This is a genomic window from Streptomyces sp. NPDC051219 (assembly GCF_040682335.1).
In the GTDB taxonomy this organism is placed as follows: domain Bacteria; phylum Actinomycetota; class Actinomycetes; order Streptomycetales; family Streptomycetaceae; genus Streptomyces.
This window is the reverse complement of record NZ_JBFBAS010000023.1, coordinates 1-15819: the sequence shown is the minus strand read 5'-3', so window position 1 is coordinate 15819 and position 15819 is coordinate 1. Positions and strand designations below refer to the sequence as shown.

14 protein-coding genes and 2 pseudogenes are annotated in these 15819 nt (G+C 69.4%); 8 read left to right on the top strand and 8 right to left on the bottom strand.

What is annotated here, in order from left to right:
• Positions 1-89: 89 nt before the first annotated feature.
• Positions 90-581, top strand: coding sequence for a hypothetical protein (locus AB0M62_RS23735; protein WP_366076294.1), 492 nt, complete (start codon positions 90-92; stop codon positions 579-581).
• An 80-nt stretch (positions 582-661) separates the two neighbouring features.
• On the opposite strand, the pseudogene AB0M62_RS23730 reads toward AB0M62_RS23735, so the two are convergent.
• Both AB0M62_RS23730 and AB0M62_RS23725 read right to left on the bottom strand, forming a co-directional pair.
• A pseudogene (locus AB0M62_RS23730) lies at positions 662-1020 on the bottom strand (FAD-dependent monooxygenase); the annotation flags it as partial.
• A 108-nt stretch (positions 1021-1128) separates the two neighbouring features.
• Positions 1129-1842: a TetR/AcrR family transcriptional regulator gene (locus tag AB0M62_RS23725; protein WP_366076293.1), complete on the bottom strand. Its 714-nt coding sequence runs from the start codon at positions 1840-1842 to the stop codon at positions 1129-1131.
• A 151-nt stretch (positions 1843-1993) separates the two neighbouring features.
• On the opposite strand from AB0M62_RS23725, the gene AB0M62_RS23720 reads away from it, so the two are divergent.
• Together AB0M62_RS23720 and AB0M62_RS23715 are read left to right on the top strand one after the other, a co-directional pair.
• Positions 1994-3220, top strand: a complete 1227-nt coding sequence (locus tag AB0M62_RS23720; RefSeq protein ID WP_366076292.1) for a saccharopine dehydrogenase C-terminal domain-containing protein — start codon at positions 1994-1996, stop codon at positions 3218-3220.
• A 146-nt stretch (positions 3221-3366) separates the two neighbouring features.
• Positions 3367-3777, top strand: a complete 411-nt coding sequence (locus AB0M62_RS23715) for an SRPBCC family protein (protein WP_366076291.1) — start codon at positions 3367-3369, stop codon at positions 3775-3777.
• Between the two features lie 655 nt (positions 3778-4432).
• Here AB0M62_RS23715 and AB0M62_RS23710 read toward each other — a convergent pair.
• Positions 4433-6865 (bottom strand): SpoIIE family protein phosphatase, encoded by a 2433-nt coding sequence (locus AB0M62_RS23710; protein WP_366076290.1) that lies wholly within the window; start codon positions 6863-6865, stop codon positions 4433-4435.
• A gap of 80 nt (positions 6866-6945) precedes the next feature.
• Positions 6946-9408 (bottom strand): SpoIIE family protein phosphatase, encoded by a 2463-nt coding sequence (locus tag AB0M62_RS23705; RefSeq protein WP_366076289.1) that lies wholly within the window; start codon positions 9406-9408, stop codon positions 6946-6948.
• Between the two features lie 336 nt (positions 9409-9744).
• Here AB0M62_RS23705 and AB0M62_RS23700 point away from each other — a divergent pair, with 336 nt between their 5' ends.
• Positions 9745-10380 (top strand): TetR family transcriptional regulator, encoded by a 636-nt coding sequence (locus AB0M62_RS23700; RefSeq protein WP_366076288.1) that lies wholly within the window; start codon positions 9745-9747, stop codon positions 10378-10380.
• A gap of 120 nt (positions 10381-10500) precedes the next feature.
• Here AB0M62_RS23700 and AB0M62_RS23695 read toward each other — a convergent pair whose 3' ends face one another.
• From AB0M62_RS23695 to AB0M62_RS23680, 4 genes are all read right to left on the bottom strand, one after another.
• Positions 10501-11685, bottom strand: a complete 1185-nt coding sequence (locus AB0M62_RS23695) for a cytochrome P450 (RefSeq protein WP_366076287.1) — start codon at positions 11683-11685, stop codon at positions 10501-10503.
• Positions 11686-11719: 34 nt separating this feature from the next.
• Positions 11720-13087, bottom strand: a complete 1368-nt coding sequence (locus tag AB0M62_RS23690; protein ID WP_366076286.1) for an FAD-dependent oxidoreductase — start codon at positions 13085-13087, stop codon at positions 11720-11722.
• Positions 13077-13286, bottom strand: coding sequence for a ferredoxin (locus AB0M62_RS23685; protein WP_366076285.1), 210 nt, complete (start codon positions 13284-13286; stop codon positions 13077-13079). The genes AB0M62_RS23690 and AB0M62_RS23685 overlap by 11 nt, the downstream gene beginning before the upstream one ends.
• A gap of 115 nt (positions 13287-13401) precedes the next feature.
• Complete coding sequence (locus tag AB0M62_RS23680; RefSeq protein WP_366076284.1) at positions 13402-13542, bottom strand: hypothetical protein; 141 nt, start codon at positions 13540-13542, stop codon at positions 13402-13404.
• A gap of 249 nt (positions 13543-13791) precedes the next feature.
• Between AB0M62_RS23680 and AB0M62_RS23675 the strand changes: the two genes are divergently transcribed.
• From AB0M62_RS23675 to AB0M62_RS23660, 4 genes and pseudogenes are all read left to right on the top strand, one after another.
• Entirely contained in the window at positions 13792-14043 is a 252-nt protein-coding gene (locus tag AB0M62_RS23675) for a hypothetical protein (RefSeq protein WP_366076283.1), read from the top strand.
• 134 nt (positions 14044-14177) lie between these two features.
• Positions 14178-14597 carry an SsgA family sporulation/cell division regulator gene (locus AB0M62_RS23670; protein WP_366076282.1) on the top strand — a complete coding sequence of 140 codons (420 nt, stop codon included), beginning with the start codon at positions 14178-14180 and terminating at the stop codon, positions 14595-14597.
• Between the two features lie 70 nt (positions 14598-14667).
• Positions 14668-14997 carry an NIPSNAP family protein gene (locus tag AB0M62_RS23665; protein WP_366076281.1) on the top strand — a complete coding sequence of 110 codons (330 nt, stop codon included), beginning with the start codon at positions 14668-14670 and terminating at the stop codon, positions 14995-14997.
• Between the two features lie 210 nt (positions 14998-15207).
• Positions 15208-15719, top strand: a pseudogene (locus tag AB0M62_RS23660) (transposase).
• Positions 15720-15819 lie beyond the last annotated feature (100 nt).

The following is a 15819-nucleotide window of genomic DNA, read 5'->3' as shown; positions in this document are numbered from 1 at the left end:
CAACCATGAGCCCCCTGGGTCAGCTTGGTGTGTACCTGACGCTAGAGTGCGGTGCTCGACGAATGCCGTACGGCAGGGGGGAGGGGCGCGTGAGTGCGCAACTGAAGGAGACCGCCAGCGAGTTGGCCCAGGTGCTGTGGCGGGAGTGTGTCGTGTACCGGGACCGGTCCGGGTGTGTCGTCATCCGCGGTGAACACGTCCAGCGCTGGATCAGTCTCGCCCCTGCGGGCGGCCGGGGCGAGGTTCTCGTCCGTGCGGGCCGCATTCTTGACGGCGGCACCACCGCACCGGCGCGCTCGGAGGCGATCGTGCCGCTGGCCGCCGGGACGGCCGAACTTGCCGCGACCTGCCGCCGGCTTCTTGCCGAGGCCGCTGCCGATGCGGCGTCGCGTGCGCCGAGACGGGAACCGGCCGGCCGCTCGCGCCCGCCCGGCCGGCCCGGTCGGCTCCCTCAGCCCGGACGCTCCGGGAAGCAGGGAGGCAGAGGGAGACACACGGGCCTGGGCTCCTGGGTGGTCCTCGCCTGCCTCGCAGGGGTGGTCGCTCTCTACGCCTACAGTGTCGCGGCGATCGGCAGGTAGGAGCTCCCGACGCCAAAGCCTCTCCCTCGAACACGGGCTGATGACACGTCAGAAGGGGGTCCGATGGCGCGAGTCGTTCGTCAGCTGTCGAGCGAGATGGCGTTCTTGGCCCGCGTGACGAACGCCTCGGAGGCCGGCCCACCGGGATTCTCGGTGGCCAGATCCTGGTTCAGGGCGACGAACGGCCGCATGCGGTCCTCGTAGCGGGTGAACGCGGCGAGGTGTTCGCCCGCGTACGACCGAGTTCGTCGGCGAGCACCTGGGCACCGACCAGGGCCAAGCTCGTCCCATGGCCCGACAGCGGCGATGCGCAGTATCCGGCATCCCCGATCAGGACCACCCGGCCCTGCGACCAGCGGTCCATACGGATCTGGGCCATCGCGTCGCAATAGAAGTCGGGGGCGTCCCAGGCCGCCTTGGCCAGCCTTGCCGCCTCCCAGCGCAGGGACGTCCCTTTCGCCGGGCGCCTGTCGTTGCCGGTCGCCAGCGTTCATCGGCGCGCCGACCGGCTTCGGTCGCGCGCTGGAGGCCGGTGTGCCCTGCCCGCTCAGCCGCCCCCGCGCCGGGCGGCGAGCTGTGCCTGCGCGCTGTCCAGCAGCATGTCCAACGCCGTCGGGTAGGCGCTGTCGTTCATCCGGGCGACCAGCAGCGGAGCGGTCGCCGCGATGTGCGGATGGGTAGCCGCAGGCAGCCGGGCGTACGTGGCTCGCCAGACCTCCTCGTCCGCCGCGCGAGCAGCCTCGGGCAGCGCGAGAGAAGCGGCGTCGAGTGCGGCGAAGGCCAGACTCTGGTCGATGAACGCGTGGTAGACCCGGACCGCGTCGGCGTCCGCGAAGCCGGCCGAGCGCAGCAGTCCGAGGATCGTCTCGTCGGCCGCCACCTCGTGGTCCCGCCCGGTCACCCGGCTGGCCGTGAGCACCGCCGCCTGCGGGTGCCCGAGGTACGCGGCATGGATCCGCAGGCCCAGTTCGCGCAGATCGGCGCGCCATTCACCGGTTGCCTGCCAGCCTGCCAGGGCCCTGCCGATGAGCACGTCCCCGATGGCGAGCGTCAGGTCGTCGATACCGCTGAAGTACCGGTACAGCGTGCTCGGATCGGCCCCCAGAGCCGTACCCAGGCGGCGTACCGTGAGCCCCGCGCTCCCGTGCTCCCGCAGCATGCGCAGCGCCGTCTCCACGATCAGCTGCTCCGACAGGACCGCGCCGTTCTTCGTGGGGCGACGTCGTCGTCGCGCGTTCTCCGCCACCACTGGCTTGGGCATGGCCTTCTCCTTCACGACGTGACGTCCGGCCCGCCGAGCTTATGCCAACACGATTGACGTGAATAGGAGCGCAGGCGTTGTATCGCATCTCGCGGGCGCGGCATCGTCAGCGGCGCCCTGGACGCAGTGTCCGAGAAACGGAGTTTCTTCCATGCGTGTTCTGCTCGTAGGGGCCGGCGGTGTCGGCACCGCCATCACCCGTATCGCGGCCCGCCGCTCCTTCTTCGACCACATGGTCGTCGCCGACTACGACCTGTCCCGGGCCGAAGCGGCCGTCGAAGCCCTGGGGGAGGAAAGCCACCGCTTCAGCGCCGTGCGCATCGACGCGAGCGACGAGGCCGCCGTCACCGCCATGCTGAACCAGGAGCACTGCGACGTGCTCCTCAACGCGACCGACCCACGCTTCGTCATGCCGCTCTTCGGGGCGGCTCTGGCCGCCGGGGCGCACTACCTGGACATGGCGATGTCCTTGTCACGGCCCCATCCCGATCGCCCGTACGACCTCTGTGGTGTCAAGCTCGGCGACGCCCAGTTCGAGCGCGCCGCCGACTGGGAGAAGGCGGGCTCACTCGCCCTGGTCGGCATGGGAGTGGAGCCGGGGCTGTCGGATGTCTTCGCGCGCTACGCCGCGGACGAGCTCTTCGACGAGATCGAGGAGATCGGGATCCGGGACGGGGCGAACCTCACGGTCGACGGCTATGACTTCGCGCCGTCGTTCAGCATCTGGACCACGATCGAGGAATGTCTCAACCCGCCCGTCGTCTACGAAGCCGGCCGCGGCTGGTTCACCACCGCCCCCTTCAGCGAACCGGAGGTCTTCGACTTCCCCGAGGGGATCGGGCCCGTCGAGTGCGTCAACGTCGAACACGAAGAGGTCCTCCTGGTGCCCCGCTGGGTCGACGCGCGCCGCGTCACCTTCAAGTACGGGCTGGGCGAGGACTTCATCCGCACACTGCAGACCCTGCACCTGCTGGGACTCGACCGCACCGAACCGGTTCCGGTCCCGGCGGCCGACGGGACCGGCACGGTACGCGTCTCCCCGCGCGACGTGGTCGCCGCCTGCCTGCCCGACCCGGCGACCCTGGGGGAGCGCATGCGGGGAAAGACCTGTGCGGGCACCTGGGTCAAGGGCACCAAGGACGGCAGCCCGCGCGAGGTGTACCTCTACCACGTGGTCGACAACGAGTGGTCCATGGGCGAGTACGGCTGCCAGGCCGTCGTGTGGCAGACCGCCATCAACCCGGTCGTGGCCCTCGAGCTGATCGCGTCGGGCACCTGGTCCGGCAGTGGGATCCTCGGTCCCGAGGCCCTTCCCGCGCGGCCCTTCCTCGACCTGCTCAGCGAGTACGGCTCCCCCTGGGGCCTGCGCGAGCATTGAAGTGCTCTCCCGGCTGAAGGACTCCGTTAAGGACTCCGTTGGGGAATCCGCGCCCACGTGCCCGTCGTGGCATGAGGTGTGCGCTTGCCGGGCGAAGCGTGCGCTTTTCCGTTTGCTGACCAAACGCTTCGGGGACCTCTTTGGCTATGGGTGAATACAGCGACAGTATTACCGTGCACGTGCCGCCGGACCGGCTCTTTGCCTATCTGTCTGATGTGGAGCACCTGCCCTCCTACATGCCGCGGCTGACTTCCGTGCACCCTCATGAAGGCGACCAGGTCACCGTCACCGCCCATATCGAACCCGCCGACGCCCCGGAGCAGGACGTGACCAGCGAGGCGTACCTGCATGTGGTCGAGGAGGGCAAGAGCCTGGAATGGGGCGCGCCCGGCCCGCACGACTACCGGGGCAGGTTGCACGTCGACGAAGGTGAGGGCGCCGGCTCCTGCCGACTGACGGTGGAGTTGCACACCGGGCACACGGGCGAGCAGGTCGAGCACGGCCTCAAGGAGGCACTGAGCGGTATCAAGCAGGCGGTGGAAAAAGCTGAACGGTGAACCGGATGCGCGGGGGCGCGGGCCGGGAGGCGCTGCATTCTTCAACGCTGCCGATGGGTGATGCGGCACGGCCGTACGTCGCATCAGCAGACGGGCCGGTCCGTCCCGGTGGGCGACTGCGTTCCGGCTGACCTGACGGCGGCCGCCGGCTGCGTAGCTGCGGTCACTCGGAGGCGATGCTCGCGACGTACGGGGGAGGGCCTGTGCGTGCAGGCCGGGCGGTATGGACTGGGGGTGCCAGCTGGCTGCGGCACACGCACGGTTGGGGGACGACCCGACCGCCGTAAGGAGTGTTCTCGGACCGGGCATCATGTCGGGCCTTCGCGCTCACGACGTTCCAGTGGCCACACGCCCGGTCCCGACGGGCGGGCGTCCCGGGCCGGCCGTCTCCTGGCCACGCGGCGCTTCCGGCGGCGCGGCCCCACTCGGTGCGGCCGCAGTGGGGCCGGTACGCGTCGCCGGCGGGCACGGTGGCTGCCGTGCAGTAGGCCTGTGGAGGCTGTTCGCTGCGCGGCATGGTGAGGAACGGGCTGGGCCCGGTCTGCTACGAGTGATGGCACGGGCGGGGCCGGGCTTGCCGGTCCCGCGAAGCGCTCATGGTGTACCGACGCGCCCACCGCGTCGTCGACTGGGGCCGCAAATGAGTGGGCCACGGTCAGCGGGGGCACTCGATGGGCTGCTCGGACCAGATCGTCTTCCGGTTGTGGCCGTGGCGGCAGCCCCAGCGCTCGGCGAGTTGGGCGACGAGGAACAAACCGCGTCCTCCCTCGTCGGTGGTGCGGGCGCGCCGTAGACGAGGCTGGGTGCTGCTGGAGTCGGTGACCTCGCACACCAGGACGTTGTGGCGAATCAGGCGGAGGTCCAGCGGCGCACGACCGTAGCGGATGGCGTTGGTGACCAGTTCGCTGACGATGAGTTCGGTGGTGAAGAGGAGGTCCTGCAGCCCCCACGTGGTGAGTTGGCGGGTTGTCCATTCTCGGGCCTCGGAGACGGCGGCAGGGTCGGCCGGGAATTCCCAGTGAGCGGTGTCCTCCGCCGGGACGGCGCGGGTGCGGGCCAGGAGCAGCGTCGCGTCGTCGCGCGGCGCTTGGTCTGTCAGGTCGGCCAGGAGAGCCCGGCCGGTTTCGGCCAGAGCGCGATCCGGACGGCAGGACGCGGCGAGGGCATCCGTCAGGCGCCGCAGGCCTTGGCCGAGATCGCGGTCGTGCTGTTCGACCAGGCCGTCGGTGTAGAGGGCGAGGACGCTGCCCGGCTCGAGGTCGATCGTGGTGGTCTCGTACGGCATGTCGCAGACGGCGAGTGGTGGCCCCGGGGAGATCTGGACGACTTCGGCGGTCCCGTCGGGCCGGATCAGGACGGGTGGCGGGTGCCCGGCACTGGCTATGGCGCACCGCCTGGTGACCGGGTCGTAGACCGCGTACAGGCATGTGCCGCCGACGATGTCGTGGTCGCCGGGTGGGGCTTCGGCCGCGAGGCGCTGGACCAGGTCCGCGATTCGGGTGAGCAACTCGTCCGGTTCGAGTTCCAGGTCCGCGAGCGTCTGGATGGCGGCGCGCAGGCGGCCCATGGTGGCGTTCGCGAGCATACCGTGGCCGACCACGTCCCCGGCGACAAGAGCCAGTCGGAGAGAGGGCAGAGCGATGGCGTCGTACCAGTCGCCGCTGATTTCGGCTCCGCCGCCTGCGGGCAGGTAGGCGCCGGCGGTCTCGGCTGCCGGAGTGTCGGTGGTGGCCGGGGGAAGGAGGAGCTGCTGCAGACCTACGGCCGCCCTGTGCTCGCGCGTGTAACGGCGGGCGTTGTCGATGGCGAGCGCACCCCGTGAGGCGATCTGCTTCATGAGATCCGCCTCGTCCTGGGTGAAGGGGGCGGATCGGCCGCAGCGCCAGGCCGATATGGCGCCGAGCGTGAGCCCGCGGGCATGCAGCGGTGCCACCATCACCGAATGGGCGTCCTTCGGGACGAGATACACGACCAGATGCGGGTCGCTGACCATGGCGATGAAGTCGTCAAGGCTGAAGACGACTGTCTCGCCGTGTCGGAAGCTGCGCAGCAGGGGGTGGTCGGGAAGGGGCGGGACGGGCTCGCCGCGCTTGATGCCGGCCGGCCACACTGCGGTGGCCGGCGCGAGGGCCGCGTTGGCCATGTCTCCACTGCCCGGCTGCTTCGAGGGTTCTTCCCCGTCGAAGACGGAGTGCGCGAGGTCGACTGCGGCGAGATCCCCGAACGCAGGTGCGAGAACGTCCGCAAGGTCCTGTGCAGTGCGCACGACGTCCAGGGATCCTCCTACTCGCTCGGCCACCTCGCGGGCGAGATCCAGATGACGGCGGGCGCGCATCTGGTCGGCGTTGTCGGTGTACAGGGCTGCGACCCCCGTGGGGCGTCCTCGCGTGTCCTCCAGACGGAAGGCGGACAGCGACAGCGTGTGCTGCCGCGCCGGATCGTGCCGCCAGCTCACTTGCTGGTTTCTGCGGACCACTGGGGCACCCGTCTTGAGTACCTGGCGCAGTACTGCCTCGAGGTTCTCGGCGTCCTTGGCGCACAGCACGTCGCTCAGCCGAGCGCCGGGCTGTACTGGACGGCCGTCGAGAGTGCCCGGCGTGGCGTTCGTCTGCACAGTGGTGAGATCCGTGTCGTGTACAGCGATCGTGATCCGGTTCTGTGCGGACAGTGCGCGCAGGAGCGCTGCGCCCTGCTCGTGGTCGGCGACGTGGTGTGTAGGGGCCGCCAGGACGAGGACCTCCGCCGTGCCCTCCACCTTTGTGGTCCGGAAGGTGACATCGATGGTGTCGCCGCACCGGTGCCACAGCCGTACCCGCCCGGAGGCCGGCATCTGCGTGGCGCCGCACAGATTGTCCGGGAGGTCGGCCACCAGTTCCTGCACGGGGCGGCCACAGACCTCCTCGGCGCGGAAGCCGGTCAGGTCCTCTGCTGTCCCGGCCCACCGCACCACCGCGCCTCGAGTGTCGAGCACGGCGGCTGCCAGACCGTCGAAGGCGTGCAACCCGGCGCTGGGACCGGAACCGCTGACGCCCGTCCGTCCTGGGGAGGCGCCTGCCGGGTGGGCGTTCTTGACATTGTCTGTATCCATCTCTGGCTTTCTATACGAGAGCCTGCGGCTCGAGAGATCGGCTTGCTGTGGCGGCCGTCGGCCGCCCGGTCGGCAGCGCGTCACACCGCAACGGCTTTGGAGGGCAGGTCTTGTTCGGCCCAGACGACCTTGCCGTCCGTTGCGGAGCGGGAGCCCCATCTGCGGGACAACTGAGCGACGAGGAAGAGACCGCGGCCGTTCTCGTCGATGATGTGGGGATGACGGGGGCGTGGGTGGCTGGTGTTGCTGTCGGAGACTTCGCAAGTCAAGACCTGGTGCTGGATGAGCCGTAGGCGGATCGGCTCGCCGCTGTAGCGGATGGCGTTGGTGACCAGTTCACTGACGATCAGCTCCACGGTGGTCACCAGATGCGCAAGCCCCCATTCGCTGAGCTGCCGGGCTGCTGCTTGCCGGGCGATGCGGGCGGCGGCCGGTTCGTTCGGCAGTTCCCAGGAGGCGACCTGGGCCGGTTGGAGTCCGCGAGTTCGCGCAAGGAGCAAGGTGACATCGTCGGCCGGGGCCTGAGTCGGCAAGGTCTCGATCACCTGGGAGCACAGGTCCTCCAGGGACGAACCGGCCTCTGCCAGGACGGCGCCCAGGCGGTCCAGGCCCACATCGATGTCGTCGTCGCGGGACTCGACCAGACCGTCGGTGTAGAGCGCGAGCAGAGTTCCCTCGGGCAGTTCCAGTTCCACGGACTCGAAGGGGACCAGACCGAGGCCGAGGCCGAGCGGGGCCCCGGCGGGCATGTCGGGGAAAGTGATATGGCCCTGCGGGTCGATGATCGCGGGCGGGGGATGCCCCGCCCGCGCCATCGTGCACCGCCGGGTGACCGGGTCGTAGACGGCATACACACAGGTGGCGCCCACCACCGCGGGGACCTGGTCCGGAGCGTCGGCATCTTCCTCGCTCAGCCGCCTGACCGTGTCATCGAGGCGTGTCAGCAGTTCGTGGGGAGGCAATTCCATGTCCGCGAGCGTGCGGACGGCGGTGCGCAGTCGGCCCATCGTCGCCGCGGCGTTGATGCCGTGTCCGACCACATCTCCGACGACGAGGGCCACCCGGGCGCCGGACAGCTTGATCACGTCGAACCAGTCGCCCCCAACGCCGTGGTCCATGTCAGCCGGCACATAGCGCGAGGCCACATCGACGGCGGCGCCGCCTCCCACATGGTGGGGGAGCAGGTCGCGTTGGAGCGTCAGGGCCGCGGCGCGTTGGCGAGCGTACTGAAGAGCGTTGTCCAGGCTGAGCGCGGCCCGGGTGACGAGCTCCTCGGCGAGGAGGAGGTCGTCCTCCTGGAACGGCGTCGGCTCCTCGGAGCGGCCGAACACCGCCAGTCCCAGCACACAGCGCCGCGCACGGATGGGTACGACCATCAAAGAGTGGATGCCGCTGTCACGGAGCTTCTGCGTCCGCACCGGGTCGTGGTGGGTCCAGGGGCCTGAATAGGTGTCCAGCACCGATTCCAGGTAAGACCTGCCCGTGCGCAGGGCGGTGGCGAACAGCGAGGTCGGGAAGGGGCGGATCACCTCTTGGCGCACCCACGGCAACTTGAGGAGACCCGGGTCGATGGAGGCCACACCGGCACGGCGCAGCACAGGTGGGCGGCCGTTCGCCTTGCCGGTCCCCGCCGAGGGATCCACGCCGAACGGAACCGACTCCATCAGGTCGACGACTGCGTGGTCGGCCAGCAGGGGCACGGCAAGGTCGGCCAGTTCCTGCCCGGTCCGCATGACCTCGAGGGTGCTGCCGATGCGCGTGCCGGCTTCGCTGAGGATGGCAAGGCGCTCGCGCGCCCGCCGGTTGCCGGTGACGTCCACGCTCATGGAGCACACCGCCACTGCCGTGCCGTCCGCGTCCAGGAGGCAGAAGAACGAGGCCGAGAACGCGTGCTCCCGGCGCCGGTCCGTCGAGGACCACGCCCGGTACTCGTGGACCGTGGTGGTGCCACTCTCCAGTACCTGCCGCATCACCACCTCGAGCGCTTCGGCCTCGACGGCGGGCAGTGAGTCCCGCAGGCGGCGTCCGAACCATCGCTCACGAGGAGTGCCGTGGTGACGCTCCATGACGTCGTTGATCCAGGCACAGCGCAGCTGCGGGTCATAGACGGCGATGCCGATCGGTGCGTGGGCCAGGAGCGACTCCCGCACAGCTCCCTCGGACGCCCCCGAGGACAGGGTGCCGATGTCGGTCACGGACACCAGCCACCGGGTTCCGGCGTCCTGCCCCCACAGCAGCGAGATCCGCAGCGTCATCTTGATGGCGTGGCCGTCGCGGTGGCGGACCGCCACGGTGCCGGACCAGCCCTCTTGGTCACGGCACTGCTCGGCGAACGCCGAAGCACTCGGGGCTTCCTCGGCGGGCGGCAGCACCTGTGCGGCGGACCGGCCCACCACTTCCCCGGCCGAGTACCCGACAAGCTGCTCAGCGGCGTGCGTCCACCCCACCACGGTCCCCTCCGCATCGAGCATCGCTATTGCCGCATCGGGTATCTCTCGGGGGCTCACCGGCTCGGCGAGTGGCGTGCGGTCGGTCATCGTCATCCGGTTCTTCCCATCGGTGCGGACGTGTGTGAGACAGGGTCGGCATGTGCGGCGTCGGCCCGATCTGCGATGGAGCGCGCAACCTCGCCGACGGTTGAGCGGCCACCGGCGCGACATCTGCCAACCTTGGACGACTTTGTCCACTTCTGATGAAATAGTCAGATACGACCGCTTCATCGTCAAGTCGCCCGAATTTGAAATTGCCAGATGTGACCGTACGCGCGCACGCCGTCTCGTCACGCAACCGCGGAGTCGGGATTGGTGGGCCAGGATGGACAGTCGAGGCGGGCAGTGCAATGATGAATTGATCAGAACTGCTGCTCTTATTCATGGAGCATGCCTATGCCAGCTCCACGCAGGAACCGATTCGAACGCCGTCGTGCCGAGACCCGCCAGGCACTCGTCTGCGCCGCACGGCAGATCCTGGCCGAGTCCGGTGGCACCAGCGCCAGCATTCATGCCATCGCGGAGCGCGCGGACGTTGGCCTCGGCTCCTTCTACAACCACTTCACGGGCAAGCCGGACCTGTTCGACGCGGCCGTGGCCGATGCACTGGAGGAGTACGCCCAAGCCGTCGACGAACGCCTGCACGGCGTCGACGATCCCGCCGAGCGCCTCGCTGGGGGCGTGCGGCTCAGCGCGCGCATGGCCGAGTCATATCCGGAGATCATGCAGATCCTGTGCCACAGCCAGCTCGGTCGGATATACGCCGGCAACGGACTGGCTCCGCGCGCGAAGCGCGATGTGGAGCAGGGCATGGCCGCAGGCCGGTTCGCCGTGGTCGACCCGGTGGTCGCCCTGACCGTGCTGAACGGCAGCCTGCTGGCGCTCCTGGAGCTGTGGTGCAACCAGCCCGAGGCCGACAGCGACCAGGCCGCAGGCACGATGGCCGAGATGATCCTGCACATGCTCGGCCTCTCCCCGGATGAGGCCCGAAACCTCGCCCGGCGGCCCCTTCCCGCTGCAGCGTGAAGAGGATCCTGTCGCGCACCGGCCGACCGGCGCCGACTGCGCACCGGTTCCCGCGTTCCCGCCCTGCGTGATGTACCGGGGTGACTGGTCTCTCCCGCCTGCTGTCGCCTCCCCGCAGCCTCAGAGTTGGACGGGCAGGTGGCGGGGTCCGCGGAGCATGGCGTTCTGGCGGTAGGGGGGCGGGTCCTGGACTAGGCGTGCCGTGCCGAGGTGGGGGAGCAGCGCGCCCAGTGCGGCCTGAGCTTCGATGCGGGCGAGGGGGGCGCCGTAGCAGAGGTGAATGCCGCTGCCGAAGCCGAGGTGCTGGTTGTCCGGGCGGGTGGGGTCGAACCGGTCGGGCTCGTGGAACCGCCTGGGGTCGCGGTTGCCCGAGGCCAGCACCAGGACGACGGGTGTGCCTTCGGGGATCGTGGTGCCGGCGACCTCGATGTCGGCGAGGGGGATGCGCTCGCGCATGTGGACCGGGGGCTCGTAGCGCAGCAGTTCCTCCACCGCTTTCGGCAGCAGGTCGGGGTCGCGGCGCAGCTGGTCCAGGTGCTCGGGTTGGCGCAGCAGGGTGAGCACTCCGTTGGCGATCAGGTTGACCGTGGTCTCGTGTCCGGCGATGAGCAGCAGCACGGCGGTTTCCGCGAGTTCCTCCTGGCTGAGCCGCAGGGCCGGGTCCGGCTCGTTGACGAAGGCGGAGAGCATGTCGTCGCTCGGCCGGCCACGGCGCTGCTCGGCGAGGTTCACCAGATACCCGCCCATCTCGATGCGCGCCTGATCGCCCGCCCTGTCCGTCTCGGTGGTGTCCTCTTCGGGCCTGACGTCGGCGGCTGCGACCAGAGCGTCGGACCAGGCCCGGAACAGCGGCTCGTCCTCGTGCGGTACGCCGAGCAGGCGGCAGATCACCGTGACGGGCAGCGGGTAGGCGAAATCGTCGACGACGTCGATCTGCCGGCCCGCCTCGAAGGCCTCCATCAGTTCCTTGGTGCTCTGGTCGATCTCGCCGCGCATGGCATCGACCCGGCCCGGGCTGTGGGGCGGGCCGAAGGGCCGCATGGCCAGGGTGCGCAGCCTGTGGTGCTCGGGGTCGTCGAGCCGCAGGAACGGCGGCTTGTGTGTCGTCTCGCCACGGGCGCGGGGATCGACACTCATCCGCGGGTCGTGGAGCAGAGCGGCGATCTCGTGGTAGGTGCCGACCAGGTAGCTGCCGTCTGCCTGCTGCACCACAGGACCGGTCTCGCGGAGTTCCGCGTACAGCGGGTAGGGGTTGGGGCGGTTTGCGTAGTCAGTGATCCGTGACAGGAGGGTGTCGGCGGTCATGCGTACGGCTCCTCGTGGTGAGGCGGGACGTGGGTCAGCCGGTGGGCTGCACCACGGTCAGGCGGCGGTCGGGCAGGTAACCGGTGAGCGCCACGGTGGGGCCGTGGGACAGCCCCTTCGGGTCCGGCACGTCGGACGGAATCGGGATGTCGGCCGCGATCGCACGGTCCTGGGCGCCGAGCGGAGGCGGGAACGGCGCAGCCGTCTCGATCAGGTGCCGGTAGTAGTCGAGCGACTTGGCCATGTCGACGGTGACGGCGGCGGTGACCCGCCCCTGGTAGCCGTAGACCATTGCCAGACGGCGCGCCTCCAGGGAGCCCTGGGCGATGACCACGTGGTCGGAGTAGGTGGGCACGCCCACCGATTTGATGTTGAGCCCGAACTGGGTCGACCAGAACGACGGGACGGCCAGGTGCGGGCGCTGCAAGGGCCCCGGATTGACCATGTTGTGTGCCGCCACCTCGGCCTGCTCGACCGCGTTTGCCCAGTGTTCCAGAGAGATCATCTGGTAGCCGAACAGCGGGTGGGGGAAGCGGGAGACGTCACCGGCCACGAAGACGTCGTCGGTAACGATCCCGTACATGTTGAAGGCCCGGCATCCGGCGTCGCAGGCGATCCCGCGCGGGCCCGCCGCCAGCCCGGACTCCGCCAGCCACTCGACGTTGCGTACCGCGCCCAGCGCCACGACGCAGAGGTCGGCGTCGAGGCGGCTGCCGTCGGACAGCTCCGCACCGGTGAAGCTGCCGTTCCCACGCAGGGCGGTGACCGTCACCCCGGTGCGCAGGTCCACGCCGTGGTTGCGCTGCATGACGGCCGCGAGCTTCGACAGGGTGCCACCGAGCGCGCCCACCAAGGGTGCGGGGCCGCGTTCGGCGACCGTGACCTCCAGGCCCCGCTCCCGGCAGGCCGAGGCGATCTCCGAGCCGGTGAAGCCGCCGCCGATCACCAGCACGCGCTCCGGCCCGGCGGCCAGCCGCTGGGCCAGTCCCCCGGCGTCCTCGCGGGTACGCAGGGTGAACACCCCGTCCAGGGCGGCTTCCTCCGGGTTGGGCCAGGGCCGCGCGCGGGTCCCGGTGGCGATCAGCAGCCGGTCGTACGGCAGTGACTCGCCGTCCTCCAGCAGCACCTGTTTCCCGAGCAGGTCCACGCCGGTGGCACGAACGCCCAGCCGCCAGTCGGCGTTCGGGTCCTGGCGCATCGGCAGCCCGGTGGTGTCCGCCGACGCCTGCCCGAGCAGCACCTGCTTGGACAGCGGCGGCCGGTCGTAGGGCGGGTGGGGCTCGTCCCCGACCACGGTCAGCGAGCCGGTGAAGCCCTCCTCGCGCAGCGCCTCCGCGGCCCTGAGCCCCGCCAGCGACGCGCCGACGATGACGATGCGGCCGTCCTTGAGGTCACCGGGCACCGGCGCTCACCTCCTCACCGAGGAGGATCGCCTGCACCGGGCACGCCGCCGCGGCCTGGCGCACGCGCTCGACCTGGTCGTCGGGGACGGCCGTGGTGTACAGCAACCCCTCCTCCCCGTGCAGTTGGAACACCTCCGGCGCGAGGAACACGCACTGCGCATAGCCCTGGCAGCGCGTGAGATCCACAACGGTCTGCATCCCCACCACTCCCTCCGTTGTCTCACCCCCTTGTTTCCAGCATGGGGCCGGACCTGGGGTGCCCGCACGCCACGCTCCGGAAATTGCGGGCAGCTCGTCCGCCCCGGGCGACGGCTCAGCTCAGGGCGTGGTCGAGTCCGAGGGCCCGCCGGTGAGGGAAAGGGTGGGTGAACGGCCGGGAAGGGCTGTCGGGTTGTTCGCCGGTGTGGCTGATCTCCTTGGTGCAGAGCCGGAGATGGTTGATGCGGGTGAGCATCTTCTCGAAGGTCGGGCGGACTTCGTCCGGGCGGCCGGCGCGGGCTTGGCGGGGACGTCGGGCTGTACATGCCGCGGCCGGCCGTGCGGGCCGCTTTTCGCCGCCTCGACAGTTCCATACGTCGTATGGTAATCCTGGGAGGGCACTTCCATACGCCGTATGGAAGGGTTCGCTCGGACCACGCCAGGCGCCGCACATCGCCTGCATGCAGTCGATGGTGCAGATCGCACCGATCGGGAAGGAAAGACCATGAAGAGGCTCACGAGGCGCGTCGCTGTCACCGCTTCCTCCGTGGCGGTCGCGGGTGCCGCCGTCCTCGGTGCCGGGGGCACCGCTTCTGCGGCGACTTCTGCATCCGCGCACGTCCCCCCGGCCGTCAGTGTCGACGCCGGCGCCTACCGCTGGGACCACGGTGTCGGCTACCTGCTCGAGCAGGGCTACTCCTGGGACGGGATCCGTGGCTGGCACCACGATGGCCGGGATGAGATCGACGGTCGCTGACCGCCGCCCGGGCGGCCGGCGCTCCGGCGCGGGGGCCGTGCTGTAACGCCTCTTTCTCCGTTGCCTCTTCGCTGCCGGCCCAGCGGCGGTCCGGCGGCGGGAGCCGAGGCAGAGACACCTTGGAGTGAAAGTCGATGGAGTCTTTGAAGACCGTGGTGCAGGGGGTGGCCGTGCAGCTTGTCATCTCGCGCACCTACTCGCTGTCCGTGTGCATGAGCCTGCGTTACGAGCCCACTGATCCCTACGTCGTGCGTGCCGTCTTTTTCACCGACACTGACGAGCCGGTCGAATGGGTCCTGGGGCGTGATCTTCTGGCCGATGGCCTGAAAAGTTCCACAGGCTGCGGGGACATCCGGATCTGGCCGGCCGTTGGCCGTGGTGACCAGGCGATGTACATCGTCCTCGGGTCTCCCGCGGGCACCGCCTTGCTCGAGGTTCCCGTGCAGGACGTCAGAACCTTCCTGGAGAACACGGAGGAGCTGGTGCCACGGGGTACCGAGTCCGGACACATCGACTGGAACCTCGAACTGGCAAACCTGTTCCCGAAAGGCTGAGAGAAGCCTCCCCACTGGTTTACGGACGGGGATCTTTGCCCCGGCCGCAGAAGAGAAGGAAAGAGAGTTCATGTCCCAGTATCAGCTTCGTGTCTACACACTGCGCAGCCCTGAGGCGCTCGTCGCCTACGAGAACATCTGGTCCAAGCACATTCCCGGTATGGCCAAGCACAGGATCGCCACACACGGCGTCTGGACGGTGCCCGCAGCTCCCGGGAGTCAGGCGCCCCAGCTGTACGCCCTCGTTTCCTACCGGGACGCCGACGACGTTCAGGAGCGGCTGGAGGCGTACCTGTCCAGCCCCGAATTCCGCGCAGACATGGAGGGCTTCGACATCGGCCAGATCGTCGACGTGGCCGAGTCCGTGCTGACGCCCACCGCCGACTCACCCTTGCGGTGACAGCTGCCGAGCCGCTCGAAGCCTGCGGCGGCCTCGATCTCGTCCATGCCCGGTGCCGTCCGGCGAGCGCCTTGGCCGAGGTGCGCGGCGTTCTGAGTGGGCGTTCGGTAGGGGATTCCCCCCAACTGTCCAGATCGCTCGGTGGCGGGATGGACCTCGGCTCCATGATCTCGTAGCGGGAGCTGCTACCGAGGCTGTATTCACTATGTGGTGACTGAACGACGGGCGTATCCCTCGGATTTGAAGGACGACCAGTGGGAATTGCCTCGAGCCGTTACTGCTGGAGCGGCGGGCAGCGCGTGCCGAGGGCCGGGAGCCGACCACCGACCTTCGTGAGGTCGTGAACGCGATCCTCTATGTCGCGCGCACCGGCATCGCGTGGCGGTACCTGCCGCACGACCTGCCTCCTCACACAACGGTCTACGGATATTTCTAGGCGTGGGAGGCAGACGGCACCGCCGAGGAGATCCGCGAACGTGGAGGTCGTCTCGCGCGATGCGGAGCAGAAGGGTTTCGTGGTCCAGAAGGTCCGATGGCGTGTGAAGCAGACTTTCGGGATCACGAGCCGGTGCCGGCGCTTGCACCGCGACTGCGAAGCCCTGCCGACACGGTCCCGGTCAATGATCCACTGGGCCATGGTCAACTCCATGACCAGCCGGTTGACCGCAAGCCCGAATCAAATCGGGCAATACCTCCGCCCGAAACGGCCCGCGGCAGCCTGAAACGGTACCGAACACCTCCTAATGACGTTGTCAAGCCGCGACTGTGACAGGGAGTTCGCGTTGGAAGCACCGTCCGTCACGGATCAATGCCCACAGAACG

Excerpts from the sequence above, each read along its gene's own strand:
- AB0M62_RS23725 (WP_366076293.1), bottom strand. The coding sequence starts at position 1,842 with ATGCCCAAGCCAGTGGTGGCGGAGAACGCGCGACGACGACGTCGCCCC.
- AB0M62_RS23720 (WP_366076292.1), top strand. The coding sequence starts at position 1,994 with ATGCGTGTTCTGCTCGTAGGGGCCGGCGGTGTCGGCACCGCCATCACC.
- AB0M62_RS23715 (WP_366076291.1), top strand. The coding sequence starts at position 3,367 with ATGGGTGAATACAGCGACAGTATTACCGTGCACGTGCCGCCGGACCGG.
- AB0M62_RS23710 (WP_366076290.1), bottom strand. The coding sequence starts at position 6,865 with ATGGATACAGACAATGTCAAGAACGCCCACCCGGCAGGCGCCTCCCCA.
- AB0M62_RS23705 (WP_366076289.1), bottom strand. The coding sequence starts at position 9,408 with ATGACGATGACCGACCGCACGCCACTCGCCGAGCCGGTGAGCCCCCGA.
- AB0M62_RS23700 (WP_366076288.1), top strand. The coding sequence starts at position 9,745 with ATGCCTATGCCAGCTCCACGCAGGAACCGATTCGAACGCCGTCGTGCC.
- AB0M62_RS23695 (WP_366076287.1), bottom strand. The coding sequence starts at position 11,685 with ATGACCGCCGACACCCTCCTGTCACGGATCACTGACTACGCAAACCGC.
- AB0M62_RS23685 (WP_366076285.1), bottom strand. The coding sequence starts at position 13,286 with ATGCAGACCGTTGTGGATCTCACGCGCTGCCAGGGCTATGCGCAGTGC.
- AB0M62_RS23680 (WP_366076284.1), bottom strand. The coding sequence starts at position 13,542 with ATGCTCACCCGCATCAACCATCTCCGGCTCTGCACCAAGGAGATCAGC.
- AB0M62_RS23675 (WP_366076283.1), top strand. The coding sequence starts at position 13,792 with ATGAAGAGGCTCACGAGGCGCGTCGCTGTCACCGCTTCCTCCGTGGCG.
- AB0M62_RS23670 (WP_366076282.1), top strand. The coding sequence starts at position 14,178 with ATGGAGTCTTTGAAGACCGTGGTGCAGGGGGTGGCCGTGCAGCTTGTC.
- AB0M62_RS23665 (WP_366076281.1), top strand. The coding sequence starts at position 14,668 with ATGTCCCAGTATCAGCTTCGTGTCTACACACTGCGCAGCCCTGAGGCG.